Raw genomic sequence first — 2,147 nt, 5'->3', positions numbered from 1 at the left:
GAATCCAGTTGAACAATTTGTTAAATGTGCTTTCTACGTGCAAGATTTTTGCGGTGCAGCAACTCTCTGATGTACCATTCGATGAAGCCTAGACGAAGTCCAATTAGCAATGCTAAAAGGGCATATTGTGGAAGTACATACCATAAGGTGTTTTAAGCAGTTTGTGGCTTTGCTATTGAATGCTGATTATTAGCGCAAGCCTTTATTCTTAGGGCCAATACGCGATACTTGTAGAACTTACTTAGGTGGAAACTCTACATTTGACTAGGCCAAGCGAAGCACCCTTAATTGAACATTAAAATCATGCGATCTGAACGCTTTATTATGATTGTGGCTGGGGAATCGTAAATTCGTAAAAGGCAACGCTACTATTTCCACCCAACTGCTTAACAAAGCCTAACTTTTTAAGTAAGTTAGCAGATGCGATATTAGTTTGGTCAACGCCACCGATAAGCTTCGCCCAAGACTCTGTTTTTGATACCGCCTCAATGAAAACCTTAAGCAATTCACTTGCTAAACCTTTACCCCAATATTCTTCAGCCAGCAAATAACCGATATGAGCGTCACGACCGTTTTCAACGAACGCAAATAAGAACCCAATTAATGTGCCCTCTGCCGACTTAACAAGAAATAATCGGCTCTCAGACAACATTCGCTCAAACCAAACTTGGGCATCATCTTGCGAGTCGATGCCATGAAAGTAAGGAGGAAGGTTTTCAACTACTGGTGGAGTCAGGATTTCAGGTATTCGCTCAAACAAAGTTGCACGTTCTGGTAAAGAAATATCACCCGATATTTCAAACATTTTCAATCTGGAACTTTCAAATGATAATGCCATGCCACTTACCTATTTCGAGAAAAATCATAATACCTAACTAAGAGAAGAGGCAAATAATGGTTGATTAAAAAAGTGAAGAAAGAGCAAAAACTAACTGTTTCTTGTTCTTATTCATTAGCTTGTTGTATGTATCATTCACCGCGCCAAATGAATTCTGCTTCTTGAGTTATTTTATTAAATTCCGTTTCGTCAATGTTACCCTCAGCAAAGCGCTTTTCTGCATCAAGCATTTTGAGATGATATTCATATTCGGTTGCAGCGAGAACATACCCTAATTCCCTTTCTGTTATTTTATCACTTTTAAAATGGCTCATCGCCAATTTTTTATTCCACGGTTTACCTTCTGGAGGCTTAGGAAGTGTGTAATCTCTATCCAAGGGTAAGACACCAGAAATTTTATAACCCTTATCAATTAAACCTTTAGCACACTGGTAAAGCATATAGTCAATAGAATCTTCCAACCCATAATAATGTAAGTAATATCCTGCCATACACTCGCCAACCTCTTTACCAGAGTCATCAACGATATGTATAACTCGTTTGGAGCAACCAAAAGTAGAGGACAAGATAAGAAGACTAATTATTATTCTGGAATACATTGAAGAACCTGTTTTTATTCCGTTTAAACGACTTGCTATGCAACTTTTTGAGCAACAATGAAAAGCGAGTCTCTCTCTTTAAATTCTTGATAGTTAAGAGTATCTATAATGTTGAAATATTCAGATGCTATTGACATTATTAGTTCTTTTGAATAATAGTTAAACCTTAATCCATGTATTTCATCACATCCTTCACCAAGCCAAAAACTATGTGCAATTACCCCATTATTAGAAAGTAGGTTAGATTGCTTTTTCAATGATTCTCGCAATTCAGTTTCAGATAAATGATGAAGAACTTTATTAGAAAAAATGCAATTGAATCTTTTATCGATATTTAACCTAAAAGCATCAAGTTGTACAAAATCGACATCAGGATACTTCAATTTACAGCGCCTTAAAAACTCTAAAGAATTATCAGAGCCAGTAACTTTATAGATCTTTTTAAATGCGGCGATGTCATTACCCGCCCCACAGCCTAACTCTAATAATGAGCTTTTATTTTTAAGATGCTGCGATAGCAACTCATGTAAGTTAGATCCATCATAGCCTTCACACATTTCGATGTACTTATCGACATTTTCGGCACTGTCGTAAAAACTCATACTTACTCCTGTTGCATAATGCCTGATCAGGCGGAATTATTCGGATAAAGAACCCTGAAATAGCTGCCGTCTAGTTCTCTAACAATAAGCCATGTTAAAGCATTTACA

General features: G+C 36.8%; 3 protein-coding genes. All 3 read right to left on the bottom strand.

Features of this window, described 5'->3' with window-relative positions; translation table 11 throughout:
• Nucleotides 1-322 precede the first annotated feature (322 nt).
• The 3 genes from BCU12_RS09975 to BCU12_RS09965 all read right to left on the bottom strand — a co-directional run bounded on the left by BCU12_RS09975 (nt 323) and on the right by BCU12_RS09965 (nt 2,039).
• Entirely contained in the window at nt 323-838 is a 516-nt protein-coding gene (locus BCU12_RS09975) for a GNAT family N-acetyltransferase (RefSeq protein ID WP_102404164.1), read from the bottom strand.
• A gap of 131 nt (nt 839-969) precedes the next feature.
• Nucleotides 970-1,329 (bottom strand): hypothetical protein, encoded by a 360-nt coding sequence (locus BCU12_RS09970; RefSeq protein WP_198599304.1) that lies wholly within the window; start codon nt 1,327-1,329, stop codon nt 970-972.
• Between the two features lie 143 nt (nt 1,330-1,472).
• Nucleotides 1,473-2,039, bottom strand: coding sequence for a class I SAM-dependent methyltransferase (locus BCU12_RS09965; RefSeq protein ID WP_102404162.1), 567 nt, complete (start codon nt 2,037-2,039; stop codon nt 1,473-1,475).
• Nucleotides 2,040-2,147: the final 108 nt, after the last annotated feature.

The sequence above is a fragment of the Vibrio sp. 10N.261.55.A7 genome (assembly GCF_002877365.1).
Classification (GTDB): Bacteria; Pseudomonadota; Gammaproteobacteria; order Enterobacterales; family Vibrionaceae; genus Vibrio.
Note: the sequence above shows the minus strand (reverse complement) of the source record. Positions and strands in the feature narration are given on the sequence as shown.

Bases quoted from the DNA above. Each gene is read 5' to 3' on its own strand.
- BCU12_RS09975 (WP_102404164.1), bottom strand. From the start codon at position 838: ATGGCATTATCATTTGAAAGTTCCAGATTGAAAATGTTTGAAATATCG.
- BCU12_RS09970 (WP_198599304.1), bottom strand. From the start codon at position 1,329: ATGGCAGGATATTACTTACATTATTATGGGTTGGAAGATTCTATTGAC.
- BCU12_RS09965 (WP_102404162.1), bottom strand. From the start codon at position 2,039: ATGAGTTTTTACGACAGTGCCGAAAATGTCGATAAGTACATCGAAATG.